The organism is Microbacterium sp. NFH-22A-Y (assembly GCF_021401375.1).
In the GTDB taxonomy this organism is placed as follows: domain Bacteria; phylum Actinomycetota; class Actinomycetes; order Actinomycetales; family Microbacteriaceae; genus Microbacterium; species Microbacterium hominis.
On record NZ_JACBGF010000001.1, the window covers coordinates 267133 to 287017 of the forward strand.

General features: G+C 71.9%; 21 protein-coding genes. 6 read left to right on the plus strand and 15 right to left on the minus strand.

Going from position 1 to position 19885, the window contains the following annotated elements; all coding sequences use genetic code 11:
• Nucleotides 1–3: 3 nt before the first annotated feature.
• Nucleotides 4–1092: an ABC transporter permease gene (locus L0965_RS01230; RefSeq protein WP_060959712.1), complete on the minus strand. Its 1089-nt coding sequence runs from the start codon at nucleotides 1090–1092 to the stop codon at nucleotides 4–6.
• Nucleotides 1089–1973 carry an ABC transporter ATP-binding protein gene (locus tag L0965_RS01235; RefSeq protein WP_060959711.1) on the minus strand — a complete coding sequence of 295 codons (885 nt, stop codon included), beginning with the start codon at nucleotides 1971–1973 and terminating at the stop codon, nucleotides 1089–1091. The genes L0965_RS01230 and L0965_RS01235 overlap by 4 nt, the downstream gene beginning before the upstream one ends.
• Before the next feature lie 259 nt (nucleotides 1974–2232).
• Between L0965_RS01235 and L0965_RS01240 the strand changes: the two genes are divergently transcribed.
• Complete coding sequence (locus L0965_RS01240) at nucleotides 2233–3603, plus strand: hypothetical protein (protein ID WP_223848798.1); 1371 nt, start codon at nucleotides 2233–2235, stop codon at nucleotides 3601–3603.
• Between the two features lie 15 nt (nucleotides 3604–3618).
• Here the strand turns inward: L0965_RS01240 and L0965_RS01245 are convergent, their stop codons facing one another.
• Both L0965_RS01245 and L0965_RS01250 read right to left on the minus strand, forming a co-directional pair.
• The gene (locus L0965_RS01245) at nucleotides 3619–4302 is read right to left on the minus strand and encodes a response regulator transcription factor (protein ID WP_101305376.1); all 684 of its coding nucleotides are present in this window, start codon (nucleotides 4300–4302) and stop codon (nucleotides 3619–3621) included.
• Entirely contained in the window at nucleotides 4299–5552 is a 1254-nt protein-coding gene (locus L0965_RS01250; protein ID WP_101305377.1) for a sensor histidine kinase, read from the minus strand. The genes L0965_RS01245 and L0965_RS01250 overlap by 4 nt, the downstream gene beginning before the upstream one ends.
• A gap of 92 nt (nucleotides 5553–5644) precedes the next feature.
• Here L0965_RS01250 and L0965_RS01255 point away from each other — a divergent pair, with 92 nt between their 5' ends.
• From L0965_RS01255 to L0965_RS16690, 3 genes are read left to right on the plus strand one after another with little or no spacing between them, the layout of a single operon-like run.
• Complete coding sequence (locus L0965_RS01255; protein ID WP_234057900.1) at nucleotides 5645–6094, plus strand: VOC family protein; 450 nt, start codon at nucleotides 5645–5647, stop codon at nucleotides 6092–6094.
• Nucleotides 6091–6375: a dihydrofolate reductase family protein gene (locus tag L0965_RS16685; protein ID WP_308192891.1), complete on the plus strand. Its 285-nt coding sequence runs from the start codon at nucleotides 6091–6093 to the stop codon at nucleotides 6373–6375. The genes L0965_RS01255 and L0965_RS16685 overlap by 4 nt, the downstream gene beginning before the upstream one ends.
• Nucleotides 6376–6720, plus strand: coding sequence for a dihydrofolate reductase family protein (locus L0965_RS16690; RefSeq protein ID WP_308192892.1), 345 nt, complete (start codon nucleotides 6376–6378; stop codon nucleotides 6718–6720).
• 7 nt (nucleotides 6721–6727) lie between these two features.
• On the opposite strand, the gene L0965_RS01265 is transcribed toward L0965_RS16690, so the two are convergent.
• From L0965_RS01265 to L0965_RS01280, 4 genes are all read right to left on the minus strand, one after another.
• Nucleotides 6728–7567, minus strand: coding sequence for an exodeoxyribonuclease III (locus L0965_RS01265; RefSeq protein ID WP_101305379.1), 840 nt, complete (start codon nucleotides 7565–7567; stop codon nucleotides 6728–6730).
• Nucleotides 7568–7741: 174 nt separating this feature from the next.
• Nucleotides 7742–8560: a hypothetical protein gene (locus L0965_RS01270; RefSeq protein ID WP_101305380.1), complete on the minus strand. Its 819-nt coding sequence runs from the start codon at nucleotides 8558–8560 to the stop codon at nucleotides 7742–7744.
• Between the two features lie 503 nt (nucleotides 8561–9063).
• On the minus strand, nucleotides 9064–10479 hold the full coding sequence (gene pntB / locus L0965_RS01275) for a Re/Si-specific NAD(P)(+) transhydrogenase subunit beta (RefSeq protein ID WP_101305381.1): 1416 nt from the start codon (nucleotides 10477–10479) through the stop codon (nucleotides 9064–9066).
• Entirely contained in the window at nucleotides 10476–12032 is a 1557-nt protein-coding gene (locus tag L0965_RS01280; RefSeq protein ID WP_101305382.1) for a Re/Si-specific NAD(P)(+) transhydrogenase subunit alpha, read from the minus strand. Before L0965_RS01280 ends, pntB begins: the two co-directional genes overlap by 4 nt.
• Before the next feature lie 150 nt (nucleotides 12033–12182).
• On the opposite strand from L0965_RS01280, the gene pyrE reads away from it, so the two are divergent.
• Entirely contained in the window at nucleotides 12183–12758 is a 576-nt protein-coding gene (pyrE, locus tag L0965_RS01285; RefSeq protein ID WP_060959703.1) for an orotate phosphoribosyltransferase, read from the plus strand.
• Between the two features lie 131 nt (nucleotides 12759–12889).
• On the opposite strand, the gene L0965_RS01290 is transcribed toward pyrE, so the two are convergent.
• The 7 genes from L0965_RS01290 to L0965_RS01315 all read right to left on the minus strand — a co-directional run bounded on the left by L0965_RS01290 (nucleotide 12890) and on the right by L0965_RS01315 (nucleotide 18832).
• Nucleotides 12890–13069, minus strand: coding sequence for a hypothetical protein (locus L0965_RS01290; protein WP_223848799.1), 180 nt, complete (start codon nucleotides 13067–13069; stop codon nucleotides 12890–12892).
• Nucleotides 13069–13197, minus strand: a complete 129-nt coding sequence (locus L0965_RS16495; protein WP_255266080.1) for a hypothetical protein — start codon at nucleotides 13195–13197, stop codon at nucleotides 13069–13071. Before L0965_RS16495 ends, L0965_RS01290 begins: the two co-directional genes overlap by 1 nt.
• Nucleotides 13198–13231: 34 nt before the next feature.
• Nucleotides 13232–14509 (minus strand): GDSL-type esterase/lipase family protein, encoded by a 1278-nt coding sequence (locus L0965_RS16695; protein ID WP_101305383.1) that lies wholly within the window; start codon nucleotides 14507–14509, stop codon nucleotides 13232–13234.
• Nucleotides 14506–15318 (minus strand): S9 family peptidase, encoded by an 813-nt coding sequence (locus L0965_RS01300; protein ID WP_101305384.1) that lies wholly within the window; start codon nucleotides 15316–15318, stop codon nucleotides 14506–14508. The genes L0965_RS16695 and L0965_RS01300 overlap by 4 nt, the downstream gene beginning before the upstream one ends.
• 19 nt (nucleotides 15319–15337) lie before the next feature.
• The gene (locus tag L0965_RS01305) at nucleotides 15338–16651 is read right to left on the minus strand and encodes an MFS transporter (protein WP_101305385.1); all 1314 of its coding nucleotides are present in this window, start codon (nucleotides 16649–16651) and stop codon (nucleotides 15338–15340) included.
• A 313-nt stretch (nucleotides 16652–16964) separates the two neighbouring features.
• Nucleotides 16965–18026 carry a LacI family DNA-binding transcriptional regulator gene (locus tag L0965_RS01310; protein WP_101305386.1) on the minus strand — a complete coding sequence of 354 codons (1062 nt, stop codon included), beginning with the start codon at nucleotides 18024–18026 and terminating at the stop codon, nucleotides 16965–16967.
• Nucleotides 18023–18832, minus strand: a complete 810-nt coding sequence (locus L0965_RS01315; RefSeq protein ID WP_060959698.1) for an HAD-IIA family hydrolase — start codon at nucleotides 18830–18832, stop codon at nucleotides 18023–18025. Before L0965_RS01315 ends, L0965_RS01310 begins: the two co-directional genes overlap by 4 nt.
• A 41-nt stretch (nucleotides 18833–18873) precedes the next feature.
• Between L0965_RS01315 and L0965_RS01320 the strand changes: the two genes are divergently transcribed.
• Nucleotides 18874–19836: an SDR family NAD(P)-dependent oxidoreductase gene (locus L0965_RS01320; RefSeq protein ID WP_101305387.1), complete on the plus strand. Its 963-nt coding sequence runs from the start codon at nucleotides 18874–18876 to the stop codon at nucleotides 19834–19836.
• Nucleotides 19837–19885: the final 49 nt, after the last annotated feature.

Here is a 19885-nt window from a genome sequence, read left to right on the forward strand (position 1 = left end):
CGGTCAGCCCGCGAGGGCCTCCGAGAGCTTCACGCGCGCGCCCATCCGCAGCAGCGAGTTCTGGTAGATCTTCGCGCCCACCCAGATCGCCGCGGCGCACGTGACGAGCATGATCGCGAGCGAGAGCACCGGCTCCCACCACTGCGCATCGCCGAGGAAGATGCGCACCGGCATCCCGACGGGGGCGGAGAACGGCACGTACGACATGATCGTCATCACCAGCGGGTTGTCGTTGAAGAAGATGACGAGGAAGTACGGCGCCATCACGAGCATGGTCAGCGGGGTGGTGGTCGAGCCGATGTCCTCCATCCGCGAGACCATCGCGGCGGCGGCGGCGAACAGTGCCGCCAGCAGGATGAAGCCGAACAGGAAGAACACCGTGAACCAGGCGAGCGGCGCACCGAGCCCCGCCAGCAGATCGCTCTGCCCCGTGACCGTGAGCCCCACGATCGCGATCGCGGCGAGGCCGATGATCTGACCCATCGCGAGGATCGTGTTGCCGATCACCTTGCCGGCCAGCAGCGCCCGCACGGGCACCGCCGAGATCAGCAGCTCGACGACACGCGTCTGCTTCTCCTCCACCACCGACTGCGCGATCGTCGAGCCGAAGGTGAGGGCGGCCATGAAGAAGATGATCCCGAACCCGAGGGCGACCAGGTAGCGCAGCGCCGGGTTCGTGCCCGACGGGTCGATCAGCTCCACCTGCGGCGTCAGGCTGAGCACCTGCAGCAGCGACGTCGGAGCCGCATCCTTGGCGACCACGGTGTAGTCGAACGGTGCCGCGCCGCCGGGAATCAGCGCCGCCTCGACGGTGCCGTCCTGCACGAGGGCGCGGGCGGCCGCGGCATCCGCGACCTCCGTCGGGTTCAGGGCGGGGTTGTCGGCGACCGACGCCGCGGTCTCGGCGGTCACCGCGATCGGCGTGCGATTGTCGGACTGCGCGGAGAAGCCTCCCCAGAGCACGCCGACGAGCGCGAGCACGAAGAGGATGCCGGTGGAGATGAGGTAGGCCTTGCTGCGGAGCTTCGAGCCGACCTCGCGCTCGGCGACGAGCCACGTGCTCTGGGCGAAGGACGGAGCGCTGGTGTTCACTGGATGACCTCCTTGAAGATCTGGGCGAGAGAGGGCTGCTTCGGGGCGAAGCTCGCGACGGCGCCCGCGGCGACGGCACGGTGCAGCACGCGCTGGGCGGCGGCGTCGTCGTCGACGTCGAAGAGGGCGTAGCCGCCGTCGAACGAGAGCACGTCGACGCCGGGCTCATCGCGCAGCCACCCCAGGTCTCCCGCCGAGACGAGCTCGTAGCGATGCTGGGCGTGCTCCGCGCGCAGCGCGTCGCGTGTGCCGGCCGCGCGGATCGTGCCGCCCGCGATGATCACGAGGTCGTCGCAGAGGCGCTCGACCACGTCGAGCTGGTGCGACGAGAAGAGCACGGCGGCGCCCTCGGCGGCGCGCGCCTGGAGCACACCGGCCACGACGTCGACGGCCATCGGATCGAGGCCCGAGAACGGCTCGTCGAGGATGAGCACCTGCGGATCGTGCACGAGCGCGGCCGCGATCTGGGCGCGCTGCTGGTTGCCGAGCGAGAGCGTCTCGACGTTGTCGCGCAGGCGCTCGCCGAGTCCCAGCTCGACCAGGAGCGCCTCGGCGCGCGCCGTCGCCTCGGCCTTGTCGAACCCGTGCAGCCGGGCCAGGTAGACGATGTGCTCGAGCACGCGCATCTTCGGGTAGAGGCCGCGTTCCTCGGGCATGTAGCCGAACCGGCGTCGGTCGGCCGCCGTGACGGGGGCGCCGTCGAGGGCGACCTCGCCGCCGTCGCGGCCGAGCACGCCGAGCACGATGCGCATCGTCGTGGTCTTTCCCGCGCCGTTGCCGCCGACGAATCCCGTCAGACGGCCCGAGGGCACCCGGAAGCTCACGTCGTCGAGCACACGCGTGGTGCCGTAGCTCTTGGTGATGCCGGTCAGTTCGAGCATGTTCTCCTCCTCACGCGGCGCTGTCGGGGAGGGGGTCGTCCCGCGCCGTCGCCGTCGTCTCCACGCTAGGGAGAACGGATGCCGCAGACCTCCCCCGCACGGTGGGGATCCGGCTCGCCTCCGCTGCCGGGGAGGCCGCGGCATCCGTCGCGCGGGGGAGTTCTCACGGCGCAGAACCGCGGTGCACTCGGCGAATTGTCAGGAACAGGTAACACCGCGTCCACCATTCCCCCAGGTGATCTCTTCTACACTCTGTCGGGTGACGAGCGCTCCTGAGGTGACCCGCGCCCTCGGCGCCCGTGTATCCGACCGTGCTCGGGAATGGTGGCCCCGGGCCCTCCATTTCGCGTTCACGCGTCGCGGCCTGCTCATCGGCTTCGCCGTCGTGCACGCGCTCTTCTTCCTGGCGCTGCTGAAGGTCATGATCTTCGGCGGCACCGAGGGCGACCTCCCGCTGTACCGTCTGTGGGCCGAGCAGGCCATGCACGGCCACTGGCCCGTCATCGACATGCCCTGGGTCTACCCGGCCGGGGCTCTCGCGCCCATCATGGCGGCCATCGTCGCCGGGCCGTGGAACTACCAGCTCGTCTGGCTGCTCATGATGGTCGGGGCGAACTTCGTCGCCGTCCTGGCCCTCACCGACAACCTCCGCAACCGCAAGGGCTACGTCGCCGCCTGGTACTGGCTCGCGATCCAGGTGCTGCTGGCGCCCGTGTCCATGCTGCGCCTCGAGGGCTTCGCCGCGCCGCTGGCCATCGCCGGTCTCGTCTGGCTCGTGCGTCGTCCGTTCGTCGCGGGCGTGCTCATCGCCGCCGCGACGTGGATCAAGGTGGCCCCCGCCGCCCTCGCGGCGGCGGCCGTCGTGGTGTCGTCGATGCGGATGCGGATCATCGCCGGCGGCCTGGCGCTGAGCGCCGCCATCGCCGGCATCGTCGTCGCCCTCGGCGGCGGCGCGAACCTCTTCAGCTTCGCGACGATCCAGGGCGACCGCGCCCTCCAGCTCGAGGCCCCCGTCGCCACCCCGTGGGTGTGGGCGACGGTGCTGGGTCTGCCGGGCGCGCAGATCCACCAGAACTACGTGCTGGCCACCCGTGAGGTCGCCGGCCCCGGCGCGGCCGCCGCCGGCGTGCTCGTCGGCTACGCGATGCCGATCGCGTTCGCCGTCATCGTCGTGCTCCTGTGGCGCGCGCGTCGCCGTGCGGTGCAGGAGGGCGCGCTGTCGCTCATCGGCGAGCAGCACCTCATCCTCCGCGGGGCGTTCGCGCTCACGTCGGCGCTGATCGTCTTCAACAAGGTGGGCTCGCCGCAGTACATGCTGTGGCTGGCGCCCATCGTCGCGGCCGGGCTGCTGATCGATCGCAAGGCCTGGACCTCGGTCGCCGTCTGGCTGGCCGTCACCTGCTTCCTGACGACGCTCGTGTTCCCGGTGCTCTACCTGCCGCTGATCGATGCGCACCCGTTCGCCGCGGGCGTGCTGCTCGCGCGCAACGTCCTGCTGGTCGGTCTGTTCGGCTGGAGCCTCGTGGCGCTGTGGCGGCCCGACGCCACCCTGGTGTCGCTGCGCGAGCGTCTCTCGCGGGCCGCCACCACGGCGACGACCGGTTCGATCCCCGTCGCCATCCGCGGCTGACGCACCCGGCGCCGGTCAGACCAGACCGTGCCGGTGGGCGTAGACCACCGCGGCGACCCGGTCACGGGCGCCGAGCTTCTGCAGCACGTTCGAGACGTGCGTCTTCACGGTCGCCTCTCCGATGAACAGCGCCGTCGCGATCTCGGCGTTGCTGCGCGCGTCGGCGAGCAGCCGCAGCACCTCCGCCTCGCGATCGGTCAGCTCGGCGACCAGCGCGGCGCGCGGCTTCTGCGCCGCGGGCGCCGCCGACGGGGCCGCGTACGCGGGGGATGCCGCGAAGCGCTCGATCACGCGGCGCGTCACGGCGGGCGCGAGCAGCGCGTCGCCGGCTGCCGCGACACGCACGGCGGTGACGAGCTCTTCGGGGCCGGCGTTCTTCAGGAGGAAGCCGCTCGCGCCGGCGTGCAGCGCCTGGAAGAGGTAGTCGTCGCGGTCGAAGGTGGTCACGATGACCACGACCGCGTCGACGTCGGGATCGGAGACGATCCGGCGGGTCGCCTCGAGGCCGTCCATGTCGGGCATCTGCACGTCCATGCAGATGACGTCGGGTCGCAGGGCGGATGCCGCGGTCAGCGCTTCGGCGCCCGATCCCGCCTCCCCGACGACGACGATGTCGCCCTGCGCCTCGAGGATCATGCGGAACCCCGCACGCATCACGGCGTGGTCGTCGACGAGCAGCACGCGCACGGGGGCGCTCACGACCGCGCCTCCTTCGCCCGCGCCGGCACGCGCACCCGGACGAGGAACCCGCCGCGCGGGCGCGGACCGGCCTCGAGGGTGCCGCCCGACGCGGCCGCGCGCTCGCGCATGCCGACGATGCCCAGCCCCGCGCGCCCGGCGACGTGCTCGCGGCCGCTGTTGGCGACCTCGAGCTCGACGTGGTCGTCGGCGAAGCGCAGGCGGACATCGGCCGCGGCATCCGGCCCGCCGTGGCGACGGGCATTGGTGAGCGCCTCCTGCGCGATGCGGTAGAGGTTCACCTGCACGAGCTCGGGCGGCTCGACGGCGTCGCCCACGACGGCGAAGGTCGTCGGCATCCCGTTGTCGTTGGCGTGCGCGACCAGCTCGGGGATCGACGCGAGGCGCACCGTCGACGCCGCGGGGGTGTCGGCGTCGGGCGTGCGCAGCGTCTCGAGCAGCTGACGCAACTCGCTCAGGGCCTCGCGGGCGGACGCCTCGACCGTCACGAGCGCCTCGCGGGCGGCGTCGGCGTCGTGATCGAGCACGGTGCGGGCGGCGCCGGCCTGCACCCCCATGGCCGAGACGTGGTGGGCGACGACGTCGTGCAGCTCGCGCGCGATGCGCACCCGATCGAGGGCGACGGCCTGCGCGGCGGTCAGTTCGCGTTCGCGTTCGAGCTCTCGCGTGCGCTCTTCCAGCACGGCGCGCGAGCGCGCGTCGGCCCAGGCCCGCTCCCCGAAGAAGAACGCGCCGCCGAAGAACGCCACGTTCACGAGGAACTGGATGATCATCCACGCCGCGAACGGGGAGAACAGTCCGGCGCGCGACGGGCCGGCGCCGTCCGGGTCGATCGCCGCCTGGAACGTCGTCACGAGCAGCCAGAGGAACATCCCGACCACGACGGCCAGTCGCACGACGGTCGCGCGTCGACGGTCGCTCACCCAGGCGCCCACGGTGTACATCGCGATGAACACCGCGACGTTACTGACGTACACCTCGGGGATGCGGGCCGAGACGCCCACGAAGAAGGCGAGTGCCACCACGATCAGCGTGATCTCCGGGAAGCGACGACGCAGCGCGAGCGGGAGCGTGAGGGCGGCGACGTACACCAGGGCCCATCCGAAGGCGGGCGTGTCCTCGCCGTAGAACCCCGCGACCTTCCCGAGCCAGGCGCTGATCACCGCACTGACGAGCAGCGCCAGCGCGAGCCAGACGTCGTTGCGCCGCTGGGCGGGCGTCGTCGTGCGGGCGAGGTCGGTCGAGCTCATCCCTCCACGCTAGGGCGAGGCGGATGCCGCGGCATCCCCCGTGCGACGGAGAGGGTCTCGACGCGGCGGGCGGCGCGGTGCATGCTCGCTGTATGACGAGCATCTTCGTGAACATCCCGACGAGCGACCTCGAGCGCAGCATGGACTTCTACCGGGCCCTCGGCTGCGACATCAACCCGAACTTCACCGACGAGAACGCCGCGTGCGTCGTCTGGTCGGGCGACATCTACTTCATGGTGCTGCGTCGCGAGTACTTCGCGACCTTCACCGACAAGCCGGTGGGCGAGCCGAAGGAATGGGCCCAGACGTCGTTGTCGTTCTCGCGCGACTCGCGGGAGGACGTCGACGCGATCGTCGAGGCCGGCGTCGCCGCCGGCGGCACCGAGCCGCGCCCCGCCCAGGACTACGGCTTCATGTACAGCCGCGACCTCGACGATCCCGACGGCAACAGCCTCGGCTTCCTGTACATGGATCCCGTCGCCGCCGAGCAGGGACCGCCGGAGGACGCCGACGCGTCGGGCGGCGAGGCGGACGGCGCGTGATGCGCGGGCGGATCGTCATCGACCTGTTCACGACGCTCGACGGCGTCGCCCAGGCACCGGGCGGCCCCGAGGAGGACACCAGCGGCGGGTTCCCGTTCGGCGGATGGCAGGCGCCGTTCGAGGACGCCGTCATCGGCGAGGACGTCGGCAGCGGCATCCGACGGATGGACGCCCTCCTGCTGGGACGACGCACCTACGACATCTTCGCCGGGTACTGGCCGCACCACACCGACGGGCCCGAGGGGTTCATCGGTCGGCACTTCGATGCCATCCCGAAGTAAGTGGCGACCCGGGCCGGCCTCGAACCGGGGTGGGCGGGCACGAGTGTGCTGACGGGCCCGGATGCCGAGGTCGTCGCGGCCGTCGACGCGCTGCGCGACCGCCACGCGGAGGTGCACGTGATCGGCAGCGTCGACTTCGCCCAGACCCTGCTGCGCGCCCGCGTCTACGACGAGCTGAAGCTGTGGGTGCATCCGGTGGTGCTCGGACAGGGCAAGAAGGTGTTCCCGGACGGCGCCGCACCGGCGCGGCTACGGCTGATCGCCCCGGCCGTGTCGGGCCCCACCGGCACGCTGCTGCTGCGCTACGCGCCCGACGGCGACGTCACGACCGGCGACATGACCTGACCCCCGGTCACCAGATCATCGGCCGGTCGTCGTCGTCCGGACCCGCGAGGTCGAGGTCGACGACGACCGGTACGTGATCGCTGGGAATCTCGCCCTTGCGCTCGTCGCGATGGATGGCGGCCGCGGTCACCGCGTCGGCGAAGGCGTGCGAACCGAGGATGAAATCGATGCGCAGACCCTCATTGCGCGGGAAGCGCAGCTGCTTGTAGTCCCAGTAGGTGTAGCCCGTGGGAACGAGCGGACGGACGGTGTCGGCCAGTCCGGCATCGAGGAGCGCCTGGAACGCGGCGCGCTCGGGCGGCGAGACGTGGGTGGTCACGCCCTCGACGACGGTGGGGTCGCCGTTGTCGGCATCCGTCGGGGCGATGTTGAAGTCGCCGGTGAGCGCCAGCGCTCGGTCGGGGTCGGCGGCGAGCGTGTCGGCGGTGTAGCCGCGGAGCGCCTCCAGCCAGTCGAGCTTGTAGCGGTAGTGCGGGTCGTCGAGTCCGCGACCGTTGGGCACATAGAGGCTCCAGACCTCGACGCCGCCGATCGTGGCACCGAGCGCGCGGGCTTCGAGAGGAGCGCCGGGACCGTCGTGGCCCTTCGCGAAGCCGGGCATACCGGGGAACCCGACCTGCAGGTCCTCGATCGGCTCACGGCTGGCGATCGCGACGCCGTTCCACTGGTTGAGCCCGTGCGCCTCGACGGTGTAGCCCGCCTCTTCGAACGCCTCGTACGGGAACTGCTCGGGCTTGCACTTGATCTCCTGCATCGCCAGCACGTCGATGCCCTCGCGGACGGCGAAGTCGACCGTGCGGACGACGCGGGCGCGGATCGAGTTGACGTTCCAGGTGGCGATGCGCATGGCATCCAGCGTATTGGCCCCCGCCGACGCCCCGGTCACCCGGCGCCCGCCTGCACAACTCATCCCCAGCCGGCGGCAGTGCCGTCTCGGTACCCGCGCCGCGCGCTTCCGGCGGAGTTGTGCAGGCAGGATCGATGGGCCGAGCTCCCGGCGGGCGGGTGCCGACGCGTGGGGTCAGCCGAGGATCGCCGAGACCCCGACGATCACCGACAGCGCGAGCGCGCCCACAGCCACCGTGACCGTCGAGGCGGCTCGGCGCCGCGGCTGGCGGAATCCTTCGATGATCCACAGGATGCCGACGACCGCGCCCCCGCAGGCAAGAGCGAGCCGGGCGATGCGCGTCGCGTCGGGGGCCTGAGCGATCGCGACGATGAGGGCCACGGCGATCGCGAGGCCGAGCACCACGACGGTCACTCGCGGGAGTGCGTGCCAGCGCGTGCCGAACCCGTCGCCCGGATCAGCGGGGGTGGGCACGGGCGGTTCGGGTGATCCCCCTGCGCGCCGCAGCACGTCGGCGGCATCGGCCGACAGGGGACGGTCAGAGAAGATGCCGGCGAGTTCACGCAGCCTCGATTCGACGGGGCGGGCCCGGAGCTGCCCCGCGAAGGCGGTGCGCTCCGCGGGCGTGCTGAGTCCCGGCTTCGCGCACCCCCACCGACCCGCCTCGTCGAGCCGTCCTGCCATTCGGCTCTGTTCGACCATCGCGGCCCTCGCGCCGTCGACGTCGATGTCAATCATGCGCCGGAGCAGGATCCTGCTGGCGCGATCGTCGCCGGCATCGTGCAGCCGCCACGCGAGCGAGGTGCCGAAGAAGCGATCCTGCGGCTCGATGTCCGGCGAGATCGGCGTCGATGGGCGACGCCCCCGCGCGCGGTCCGCGAGCACGAACCCTACGCACACGAGGGCGGCCGCTGCGCTGAGGAGCGCCAGCGTCGGAGCCGACGCGACGACTCCGATCGTGAGGACGTTCCAGACGATCGCGGAGAGCAACATGATCGCGGTCAGCCCGCTGATGGTCGCGCCGAGGGGGAGGGCGCATCCCGGGCCGGATACCGCCGGTTCGCCGGCGCGCGGTGGACGGAAGGCCGTATCGACGAGGTCGGCGACGGCCCGGGGCAGGGGCGCGTCGGGGGGGCAGCAACAGGGCGTCGCGCACGTAGTCGCCCCCGCGGAACGTGCCGAGGAGGTAGCGGCGCAGATCGCGCAGTTCGCGGGCCGTCGCCCACCCCTCGGTCACGATGCCCCATCGGCCCGCCTGCGACGGCTCACCGTGACGTCGGTCGTGCGCGGCCAGCGCCATCCGCAGTGCGGTGAGGTCGACGTCGCCGCGGAACCGGCCCGCGCGCAGTCGCGACACCGCCGCGCGACGAGCCCGTTTCCGCTCGGACGTCGATGACGCGCTCCGCAACGCATCGACCAGCAACTGCGGGCTCTTGCGGCCTCTCGCCATGGATCGATTATGGCGGCTCGGCCCGGAGGAGCCGGGCACCCTCGGGTCACAGCGCCCGCAGGATGTCCTCCACCCGCTGCTTGGCGTCGCCGAACAGCATCTGCGTGTTGTCGCGGAAGAACAGCGGGTTCTGCACGCCGGCGTAGCCCGAGGCCATCGACCGCTTGAACACGATGACGCTGCGCGCCTCCCACACGTGCAGCACCGGCATGCCGGCGATGGGAGAACCCGGGTCTTCGGCCGCGGCCGGGTTGACCGTGTCGTTCGCCCCGATCACGAGCACCACGTCGGTGTCGGCGAAGTCGTCGTTGATCTCATCGAGCTCCAGCACGATGTCGTACGGGACCTTGGCCTCGGCCAGAAGCACGTTCATGTGGCCCGGCAGGCGCCCGGCGACGGGGTGGATGCCGAAGCGCACCTCGACGCCCCGCTCGCGCAGCCGCTTCGTGAGGTCGGCGACTGGGTACTGCGCCTGGGCGACGGCCATGCCGTAGCCGGGGGTGATGATGACCGACCGGGCGTCGCGGAGGAGCTCGGCGACGGCCGCGGCATCCGTCTCGTGGTGTTCGCCCTCCTCGGCGTCGGCACTCCGGGGCGCCTCGATGCCGAACCCGCCGGCGATGACCGACAGGAACGACCGGTTCATCGCCCTGCACATGATGTACGAGAGGTACGCACCCGACGAGCCCACGAGGGCGCCGGTGACGATCAGCAGGTCGTTGTTCAGGAGGAAGCCCGCCGCGGCCGCCGCCCAGCCGGAGTAGCTGTTGAGCATCGAGACGACGACCGGCATGTCGCCGCCGCCGATCGAGGCCACCAGGTGCCAGCCGAGAGCGAGGGCGAGCACGGTCACGGCGACGAGCAGCCAGATCGACGGGGTCGCGACGTACCAGACGGTCAGGGCGAGGAACAGCACGAGCGCGCCGACGTTGAGGGTGTTCTTGCCGGGCAGCATGAGCGGCTTCGACGACATGCGCCCCGAGAGCTTTAGGAATGCGACGATCGAGCCGGTGAAGGTCACGGCGCCGATGAACACCCCGATGAACACCTCCGCGTGGTGGATGCCGACGAGCTCGGGCGCGATCCCGTCGGCGTACAGGTGGCCGTTCCAGCCGACGAGCACGGCCGCGAGGCCCACGAAGGAGTGCAGCAGGGCGATGAGCTCGGGCATGCCGGTCATCTCGACCACGCGCGCCCGCCACAGGCCGATGGCGCCGCCGACCACGACCGCGGCCACGAGCAGCCCGACCCCGAGCGCGGCGGTCGCGCCGTCGGGCAGGAGGGTGCCGTTCGCGATGACGAGCACGAGAGTGGCGAGCAGGGCGATCGTCATGCCGGCGATGCCGTAGACGACGCCGCGACGGGCGGTCTCCTGTTTGCTGAGGCCGGCGAGGGCGAGGATGAACAGCAGCGCCGCGACGATGTACGCGGCGGTCGAGACGGACTGGGCGAGCGCGGTCACTTCTGGTCGCCCTTCTGGAACATGGCGAGCATGCGACGGGTCACCGCGAAGCCTCCGAAGATGTTGATGGATGCCAGGAGCACCGCGATCGCCGCGAGCACCTGCACCACGGGGTTCGGAACGACGATCTGGGTCATGGCGCCGACGACGATGATGCCGCTGATCGCGTTGGTGACGCTCATCAGCGGCGTGTGCAGGGCGTGGGCGACCTTGCCGATGACGTAGAAGCCGATCACGACCGACAGGGTGAGAACGAGGATGTGCTGCGGCAGGGGCGCGGGCGCGACGGCGCACACGAGGAACAGCGCGGCGATGCCGGCGACGATCAGACCGGTCTTCGCTCCCGCCGAGAGCCCCTTCTTGGCGGCCGGTGCGGGGGTGGATGCCGCGGCATCCGCCCCCGGCGTCGCGGGCGCGGCCGAGACCTGCACGGGCGGCGGCGGCCAGGTGACGGCGCCGCCGCGCGTGACGGTGACGGCGCGCTGCACGACGTCGGTGTCGTCGATGACGAGCTGCCCGTCCTTGCCGGGGGTGAGGAGGGCGAGCAGGTTCAGCAGGTTGGTGCCGTAGAGCTGCGACGCCTGTTGGGGGAGGCGTCCGGCGAGGTCGGTGTAGCCGAGGACGATGACGCCGTTCGCCGTGACGACGCGCTCACCGGCGACGGAACCCTCGACGTTGCCGCCCTGGCCCGCGGCCATGTCGACGATGACGCTGCCCGGCTTCATCGCCGCGACGTCGGCGGCGGTGATCAGTCGCGGGGCCGCGCGACCCGGGATGAGCGCCGTCGTGATGACGATGTCGACGTCGGCGGCCTGGTCGCCGTACAGCTTCGCGGCCGCGGCGTCGTAGGCGGCGCTGGTGGCCTTGGCGTAGCCGTCGGCCGAGACCTCCTTCTGCTCGTCGGGCACGACGACCTCGAGGTAGGTGCCGCCGATCGAGGCGACCTGGTCGGCGACCTCGGGGCGCGGGTCGGTGGCGCGGACGATCGCGCCGAGGCTCGAGGCGGCGCCGATCGCCGCGAGTCCGGCGACGCCCGCGCCGGCGACGAGCACCTTCGCGGGCGGGACCTTGCCGGCGGCGGTGACCTGCCCGGTGAAGAAGCGGCCGAACTCGTTCGCGGCCTCGACGACGGCGCGGTAGCCCGCGATGTTGGCCATGGAGCTGAGCACGTCCATCGACTGCGCGCGCGAGATGCGTGGCACGGCGTCCATGGCGAGGGCCGTCACGCCGCGGGCGGCGAGGGCGGCGAGCAGGTCGGGGTTGAGCGCGGGGCTCAGGATGCCGATGAGCGTCGCCCCCGGCTGCAGCAGCGCGATCTCGGCATCCGTCGGGGCCGCGACCGACAGGACGACGTCGGCGCCCCAGGCCTCGTCGCGGGTGGCGATGGTCGCACCGGCGGCGGTGTAGGCGGCATCCGGGAACGACGATGCCGCGCCCGCGCCCGTCTCGACGCTCACGTCGTAGCCGAGCGCGCGGATCTTGCCGACGGTGGTGGGGGAGGCGGCGACGCGGGTCTCGCCGTCCCGCTCGCGGACGATGCCGATACGGGCCATGGTGCTCCTTCGATCGGGTCGGGCGGAGCGTCCGGGATCGCCCGGGCACCGCGCCGGGTGACGTTCCCGACTCTAGGGCGCGAGGCGGATGCCGCGGCGGGTGATGACGCGGAAATAATCCCGGTTCTTCGCTTCCGTAGACTCGTGTGCATGACCGCCGCCTCCACGCCCGAGCTCGAGTCCGAGCGCCGCGCCCTCGTCGACCTCATCGCCGCCGAAGCCGTCTTCCACGGCGACTTCACGCTCTCCAGCGGCAAGAAGGCGACGTACTACGTCGACATGCGCAAGCTCACGCTCGACCACCGCGCGGCTCCCGCGATCGGCCGGCTCGTGCTCGACGCGGTGCGCGACCTGAACGTGGATGCCGTGGGCGGCCTCACCCTGGGGGCCGACCCGATCGCGAACGCCGTCATGCACGCGTCGGTCGCCGCCGGTACCCCCGTGGACGCGTTCGTCGTGCGCAAGGAGCCGAAGGACCACGGCCGCGGTCGCCAGATCGAGGGCGCCGAGGTGGCCGGGAAGCGTGTCGTGATCGTCGAGGACACCTCCACCACGGGCGGCTCCCCCCTGAAGGCCGCCGAGGTCGCCGCGGCCGCGGGTGCGGAGATCGTCGCGGTGGTCACGGTCGTCGACCGCAAGACCGGCGCCCAGGCCGCCGTCGAGGCCGCCGGCTACGAGTGGCGGTCGATCATCGACCTCGACGACCTGGGCCTGCAGGCGCAGTAAGGGCCTGCGGCTCGCGCGTCCCGCGCCGCAACGGATTCGGAGATCGCTGACGGATTCGGATGCCGTCGGCCGGCAGATCCGAATCCGTTCTCGGCATCCGATTCCGGCGACGATGACCGGGGAGAGGTGGCTCAGCGGAAGATGGGCAGCTGCGACGCCAGTGCGAACACGAGGCCCGCGAGCGTCAGCAGCAGGATGCCGCGGCCGTTGGGCAGCGGGGTTCCCTGCGGGGCGTCGCGGCGGCCGCGCACGAACAGCACGAGCGCGACGATCAGCAGGATCATCGCCGTGACGACGAACACGATGGCCATCACTGGTCGCTCCCGTCGCCGCGGTCGCGCCGGCGGCCGCGGATCACCTGCATGACGAACACGACGAGCGTCCCGGCCAGCACGAGGGCGGTCGAGGCGAACAGCAGGGTCTGCTCGGTCGCGTTCACGGTGTCTCCTCCGCCCGCGTGGAGGCGGGCAGTCTCAGCCTAGCCGCGTCCGCGGAACGAGCCCGGTCCGCGGAACGAGCCCGCCCGCGCCGAACACCGCGGCGGCGAACCGCGCCGCGATCTCGGCATACAACTCCGTGTCGGGATGCAGGCTGTCGGGCAGCGTGTAGCGCGCCTGATCGTCGGGGCCGTAGAGACTCAGTCCGTCGAGGTACGCGATCCGCTCCCCGGATGCCGCGCGCATCCGCACCACCTCGGCCAGCTGCCGCCGCGACTCGGTCATGGTCAGCGCGCCGCGGGCGACGTCGGCGGCATCCCCGGCGGCATAGCAGCGGACGTGACCGTCGTCGAAGAACTCCACGTCCGATGGTCCGGGGTTGTCCTCGCTCCCCGGCCAGAGGATCGACGACGCCAGCACGATGGGGGTGTCGGGATGTCCGGCGCGCACTCGATCGAGGAAGCCGTGCACCGCGGGGGTGAACGTGCGCTGATCGAACGACCGGGCTCCCACGATGTTGATGCCCACCTTCAGCGTGATCACGTCGGCGGGCGTGGCGGCGATGGTGTCGGCGACGAACGGATCGAGCATGCACTGTCCGCCGAAACCCAGGTTGATCAGCGAGAGATCGCTCGTCCGCGCCGCGATCACGGGCCACACCCCGGTCGGCGACGGCGTCTCGACGCAGTGGCTGATCGAGCTGCCGTGGTGGATCCACACCGGTGCGCGCGACGGCTCCGCGGCGGTCACCGGGGCGTCGGCCCGGAGGTCGAGCAGATCGACGATCATCCCCTGCGGCAGCCACACGCTCACGGCCTTCTCGGTCGCCGCACCGCCCGAGTCGCCCGTGCCGCCCGTGTCGCCCTCACCGTCCAGGGCGATCTCCAGCGTCGCGGGCTCGGTGACGGGCTCGTCGGCCGCGGCATCCCCGGTCCACGACAGCCGCCGCAGGTCAGTGATGGGGGCGCGCGCCGTGTGCACCGGCCGGCCGTCGACCTCGACGACCACATCGTTGACCGGCCCGGCGAGCTCGGCGAAGTACAGCTGCGTGCACCGCAGCGTCAGCGACAGCCGCGTCGCGGCGGTCGTGAACCGCAGCCGCACACCGCTGGCGTTCGCCGTGATCGCCCGCAGGATCTCGCCGTTCGGCGGGAACTGCGCCCACGTGCTGCGTGGCAGGCGCAGGGGGCGGATGCCGCGGCTCTCGTCGACGTCGAGGTGCCCCTCCAGCAGCACCTGAGCCTCGCCGAGGCGCACGACCTCGCCGATCCCGGTCGTGTCGGTGGCGCGGGTGGAGGTGACGGACGTGCTCACGATGCGGTCCTCTCGGAGTGGATCTGGATGAACGAGACGGTGCGGGAGATCAGCTCGTCGCGCTGGGGGAGCTCGGCCCACCCGTGATCGGCCCCCTCGACGACGACCACCTCGGCGCGCTCGCCGAACACATCCGCCGCGGCGTAGCGCTCGGCATAGGAGACGGGCACGAAGTCCGCCGTGCCGTGCAACAGGAGCGCCGGCCCGCCGTACCCGGCGGCCCGCGCGTACGGGTCGAACGTGAGGGCGTCGTCGCGCATGGCCGGCCCCATCCGCATGCCGAGGAAGTCGAAGAACCCGTCCGGGCCGTCGAGCGCGGCCAGCGAACGTCCCTGGATCTGCCCCGAGCGGATGTCGTCGACGAACACCGCCGCCGTCGACCACATCGTCAGCGACCGGATGGCGCCCCCGCCCCCCGCCTCGGCCGCGACGGCCGCCGCGATGACCGAGCCGAGGCTCATGCCCACCAGATGCAGGTTCGCGGCATCCACCGCGGGGCTCTCGCGCAGGGCGGCGAGCACCGCGGCCGTGTCGGCGATGTCGCCGGATGCCGTCGTGTCGAAGAACTCCCCGTCGCTCTCGCCGTGGCCGGCGCGGTCGAACGCCAGCACGCCGAACCCGGCCGCGACCAGCGCGCGGGCGAGCGTCACGAAGACGCCGGTGGTCTCCACCCGCGATCCGCCGAAGCCGTGCAGCAACACGACGGTCGGTCGCGGCTCCCGGGCCGCGCCCGCCGCGGCATCCGGCAGGTAGTGCGTGCCGCGCAGCGTCCGTGCGCGGACGGTGGTCTCGAAGGGAACGAGTCGCATGGGAGTTCTTTCGTCGGGGTCAGCGGGCGAGCGTCGCAGAGCGGGGGAGGTCGGTGGATGCCGTGACCGTCTCCGACTCCACGTCGAACGCGTTCGTCACGCCGCGGCGGAAGCCGATCCAGCCGATGAGGAAGCCGGCGGCGGCGACCACCGAGACGGCGACGTAGACGGCGCTCGGGTTGAGGGCGAGAAGAGCCGGTGTGACGACGTTGAACCCGGCCGTCGCGAAGCGGGCGACGGCGTAGACGGTGCCCTGCGCCGTGGAGCGCAGCATGGTGGGGAACGACTCCTGGGTCCACACCTTCATGATCGTCTCGAAGCAGAACGCGCCGGCGAACGTCGTCACGACGACCGAGACGACGAGGGCGGGCAGGGTGAAGCCGAACACCACGGGCACGAGGTTCGCGACGACGACCGCGATCGCGCCCGCCACGTAGTAGCTCATGCGGAACGTCGTGTCGGCGACGGCCATGAACCAGACCGCGCCGAGGATGGCGGCAGGCATCGCCAGCAGCGTCCACGTCTGGTACTCGTTCACCGGGATGCCGGCGACGTTCACGGCGACGAAGGTGCCGAAGCTGCCGGCGACGCTGATCGCGATGGATGCGAGCGTGTAGTAGATCAGCAGCGTGACGAACGGGCGGCGGTACTGCGGGCGGCCGAAGTCGCGCAGGCGCCCGCGTTCGGCGCGGACGGTCTGCACGCCGGTGCGGCGCTCCTGCTGGGCGGCGAGCCAGGTCGCCGACTCCGGGATCGTCAGTCGCAGCGCGAGCACCACGAGCCCCACGCCGCCGAAGGCGGCGAACATGATGCGGCCGCCGGTCTCGCCGAGCGCGCCGAAGAAGATGCCGATGAGCACGGCCAGCAGGATGCCGAAGCCGCCCAGGAGGTTCGAGAACACGAGGATCTTGCCGCGGTTGCGGTCGTCGGCGGCCTCCGAGATCGAGGCGAGAGCCGCCGGCAGGTCGGCGCCGACGCCGAGGCCGATGAGCGCGATGCCGGGCAGGAGGAGCCCGAAGGAGACGCCGAAGAACGGCGTGAGCGATCCGAGCACGATGAGGCTCATCGTCACGAGGAAGACGCGGCGGCGGCCGAACCGGTCGGCCAGGCGCCCGCCGAGGAGCGAGCCGATCGCGACCCCGGCGGTGAGGACGCCGGTCAGCAGGCCCACCTGGTCCGCGGTGAGCCCGGGGGTGCCGGGGGTGAACGACTGGAAGAGGACGAGGGCGACACCGATGCCGGTGGTCGCGGCGGCGTCGACGAACGTCGCCATCCCGCAGACGAAGCCGACCCACCAGGGGTTGGGGGCGGTGCGAGCGGTGAGTGCGCTCATGGTCATACTCCTTTGTACGTGCGGGATGGAGGTGGCTGGCGTCATCCGCATGCATGTCCGAACTCCGGGCTCCGACGCCGTCGAGAGACAAGCTATACCGATATAGCACCGCGATGCAAGCGCGAATGTCGCCGTACGGGCCGGAGGAATCGGAGCGGCCGGGGCGGCATCCTCGACGTGGCGGAGGTCGGCCGTGACGAACGTCGGATTCCCGCGCTCGATGCCCCCGCGGTCGGCCCGGTTCGGCCGACAGCGTGCGGATTCTCCGGCGATCGTCACGCCGCGGATCGGACTCGGGTCTCGACCTCGGCGCTCACGCCCGGGGTGCGGCGATGGAGCCGCCGGCGCTGACCGGCATCTCGACCAGCTCGTGACGCACGCCTTCGCCCGGGGACAGCAGCAGATCCGCCGCCCGGCGGCCGATCTCGGCCTGGGGCAGGCGCAGCGAGACGAGTTGCGGGTCGGTCGCCTCGGCGAGCACGCCGCCGTCGAACGACACGAGCGAGACGTCGTCGGGCACCCGCAGCCCCGCACGGCGCAGGGCCTGGAAGACCCCCACGCCGACGGCGTCGTTGACGCAGATGATCGCCCGCGGGCGCGCCCCCGTCGCGAGCAGGCGCTCCGCGGCATCCCGGCCGTCGTGCACGGTCCAGTCGTCGTCCACCGCCACGTCGCCGGCGAGCTCGATGCCCGCCCCCGCGAGCGTCTCGCGGATGCCCTCGAGGCGCCGCGGCAGCGCGACGGGACCCCACTCGTGCCAGGCGGAGCCGCCCGTGCGGCCCGGAGCCAGCGTGCCGACGAACCAGATGTCACGGTCGTGGCCGGCGTCCAGCAGCGCGCGGGCGGCCGCCGCTCCGGCGGCGCGCTCGTCGGGTACGACCGAGCTGATCGCGGGCGCGTCGGCCTCGCAGTTCATGAGCACGAGGGGCGTGTGCCGGGCGGATGCCGGGGGTGTCACGCGCCGCGTGAACATCGAGGCGTACAGGATGCCGTCGATGTCGCGGGCGACGAGGTCGTCGAGGAAGCGGCGCTCCATCTCGGCATCCCCCTGCGTGTCGACGGTGAACAGGAGCAGCCCCGCCTCGCGCAGGCGCTCCAGCGCCCCGCGCACCATCGAGTTGGCGAACGACGTCGAGCTGACGAAGTCCGAGACCAGGGCGACGGTGCCCGACCGGCCCGTGCGCAGCGTCTTGGCCGTGACGTTGGCGCGGTAGCCGAGATCGTCGGCGGCTTTGCGCACGCGCGCCATCGTCTCTTCGGACAGGCGCTGGTCGAGGCGTCCGTTCAGGGCGAACGATGCGGCCGAGCGGGAGACGCCCGCCCGCTCCGCGACCTCGGTGAGGGTGACCCGTCGACCGGAGCTGCGCTCCGTCACAGGCCCTCGGGCATCTCGGACTCCGCCGGCTCGGCGGCGAGCAGGTCGGCGACCGAGTCCACGATCTCGTCGGGGCGGAAGGGGTAGCGCTCGATCTCGGCGTCGTCGGAGATGCCGGTGCGCACGAGGATCGTGTGCAGGCCCGCCTCGATGCCGGCCACCACGTCGGTGTCCATGCGGTCGCCGATCATCCCGGTGTTCTCGGAGTGGGCGCCGATGCGGTTCATCGCCGAGCGGAACATCATCGGGTTCGGCTTGCCGACGACGTAGGGCTCCTTGCCGGTCGCGTGCGTGATGAGCGCCGCGAACGAGCCGGTCGCCGGCACGACGCCCGTCGGGGTCGGACCGGTCGCATCTGGGTTGGTGATGATGAAGCGCGCGCCGGCGTTGATGAAGCGGATCGCCTGCGTGATGCGGTCGAACGAGTAGTTGCGGGTCTCGCCGATGACGACGTAGTCGGGCTGCGTCTCCGTCTGGACGTACCCCGCCTCGTGCAGAGCGGTCGTCAGCCCCGCCTCGCCGATCACGAACGCCGTGCCGCCGGGCTGCTGCGAACGCAGGAAGTCCGCCGTCGCGAGCGCCGACGTCCAGATGCGGTCTTCGGGCACCTCGAGGCCCGAGATGCGCAGCCGCGCGCTCAGATCGCGCGGCGTGTAGAACGGGTTGTTCGTCAGCACGAGGAACGGCGTGCCGGCGTCGCGCCACTGCGCGAGCAGCTCGGCGGCGCCGGGGATGGGCTTGTTCTCGTGGACGAGGACGCCGTCCATGTCCGTCAGCCAGCATTCGATATCGGCGCGTGTCCGCATGGGGCCAGCCTAGCGGGGCCGTCCGGTCGTAGTCTCGACGCGTGGCACGCGATGACTGGGACCCGACGACGCTCCCCGACCTGTCCGGGAAGCGGTACCTCGTCACGGGGTCGACGGCGGGCTTGGGCTTCTTCTCCTCGCTGCAGCTGGCCGGTGCCGGCGCCCACGTCATCATGACCGGCCGCAATCCGAACAAGCTCGCCGTCGCGCGCGCGGCGGTGCGTCGTCAGGTGCCGGATGCCGAGATCGCGACGCTCCTGCTCGACACGAGCAACCTCGGGTCGGTGCGCGCGGCGGCCGCGACCGTCCGCGGCCGCGCCGGCCTGCACGGCCTGCTGCTCAACGCCGGGATCGTGCACCCGCCGCGCCATCGCGAGACCACCGCCGATGGGCACGAGGTCGTCTTCGCGACCAACGCGCTCGGCCACTATGCGCTCGCCGGCGAACTGCTGCTGCCCCTCGCCGCGGGGCGCGGACGCATGGTGTGGGTCGGCTCGATGTCCACCGCCATGGGCAACTACGACCCCGTCGACCCCGAGCTGGAGGCGAACTACTCGCCGTGGCGCGCATACGTGCAGTCGAAGGTCGCGACGACCGCGCTCGGCTTCGAGGCCGACCGGCGGCTGCGCGCCGCGAACGTGCCCATCGACAGTGTCGTCGCGCACCCGGGCTACGCCATCAGCGGCCGCACCCGCGGCATCCTGGGGGTCAACGAGCCGTCGCGGATGACGCGCTTCGTCGACAACCTGCAGGCTCCGATCACCCAGTCGAAGGAGCACGGGGCCTGGCCGCTCGTGCGGGCGCTCGTCGACCCCGAGGCGACGGGCGGTCAGTTCTGGGGCCCGTCGCGCCTCGTCGCCGGGCCGCCGGCACTCGGCACCGCCAGCAAGCTCACGCGCGACGAGGACATCGCCGCGCGGTTGTGGGCCTACTGCGAGCACGCCACGGGGATCACCTGGCCGTACCTGAAGGCCAGTCGCACCCGCCGCCCCTGGCGGCGCTGAGCCCGCCGCCAGCTTCTCCGCGGTCCCGGTCGCGATGCCCCCCTCGCCC

What these genes read in the sequence shown, in the direction of transcription:
- L0965_RS01235 (WP_060959711.1), bottom strand. Translation starts at nt 1,973, where the DNA reads ATGCTCGAACTGACCGGCATCACCAAGAGCTACGGCACCACGCGTGTG.
- L0965_RS01250 (WP_101305377.1), bottom strand. Translation starts at nt 5,552, where the DNA reads ATGAGCTCGACCGACCTCGCCCGCACGACGACGCCCGCCCAGCGGCGC.
- L0965_RS01255 (WP_234057900.1), top strand. Translation starts at nt 5,645, where the DNA reads ATGACGAGCATCTTCGTGAACATCCCGACGAGCGACCTCGAGCGCAGC.
- L0965_RS01265 (WP_101305379.1), bottom strand. Translation starts at nt 7,567, where the DNA reads ATGCGCATCGCCACCTGGAACGTCAACTCGATCCGCGCCCGCGTCGTC.
- L0965_RS01270 (WP_101305380.1), bottom strand. Translation starts at nt 8,560, where the DNA reads ATGTTGCTCTCCGCGATCGTCTGGAACGTCCTCACGATCGGAGTCGTC.
- L0965_RS01280 (WP_101305382.1), bottom strand. Translation starts at nt 12,032, where the DNA reads ATGGCCCGTATCGGCATCGTCCGCGAGCGGGACGGCGAGACCCGCGTC.
- pyrE (WP_060959703.1), top strand. Translation starts at nt 12,183, where the DNA reads ATGACCGCCGCCTCCACGCCCGAGCTCGAGTCCGAGCGCCGCGCCCTC.
- L0965_RS01290 (WP_223848799.1), bottom strand. Translation starts at nt 13,069, where the DNA reads ATGGCCATCGTGTTCGTCGTCACGGCGATGATCCTGCTGATCGTCGCG.
- L0965_RS01300 (WP_101305384.1), bottom strand. Translation starts at nt 15,318, where the DNA reads ATGCGACTCGTTCCCTTCGAGACCACCGTCCGCGCACGGACGCTGCGC.
- L0965_RS01305 (WP_101305385.1), bottom strand. Translation starts at nt 16,651, where the DNA reads ATGAGCGCACTCACCGCTCGCACCGCCCCCAACCCCTGGTGGGTCGGC.
- L0965_RS01315 (WP_060959698.1), bottom strand. Translation starts at nt 18,832, where the DNA reads ATGCGGACACGCGCCGATATCGAATGCTGGCTGACGGACATGGACGGC.